The organism is Photobacterium chitinilyticum (assembly GCF_004104355.1).
Classification (GTDB): Bacteria; Pseudomonadota; Gammaproteobacteria; order Enterobacterales; family Vibrionaceae; genus Photobacterium; species Photobacterium chitinilyticum.
The window spans coordinates 1-370 of record NZ_RJLM01000263.1; the positions used below are offsets into that span (position 1 = coordinate 1).

The following is a 370-nucleotide window of genomic DNA, read 5'->3' on the forward strand; positions in this document are numbered from 1 at the left end:
CTTTATTCATTCTCAAGACTTTCTAATAGCATCTTGCGGATAGTGCGCACGCGCACCTCCGATTAATTTTGGACGACTAGCCAGTGCCGTTACATGGGCATGACCAATCTCTCTCAAAATAGGGCGAATCGGAACCTGAACATGCTTGACATGCATGCCAATTGCAGTGTCTCCGATATCCAATCCAGCATGAGCCTTGATAAATTCAACCTCAACTGGATCCTGCATAAACTTAAAGGCTGCCAACTGCCCCGAACCTCCTGCATGAAGAGTAGGATGGACACTGACAATTTCCAGATCAAACTGCTCTGCCACCTGACGTTCAACAACGAGAGCCCGATTGACATGCTCACAACCTTGAACTGCTAAA

1 protein-coding gene is annotated in these 370 nt (G+C 47.0%); it reads right to left on the minus strand.

Annotated elements, in window-relative coordinates:
* Positions 1-12: 12 nt before the first annotated feature.
* A partial coding sequence (locus EDI28_RS26660; RefSeq protein WP_128786731.1) for a TIGR01440 family protein occupies positions 13-370 on the minus strand: 358 nt, incomplete at its 5' end.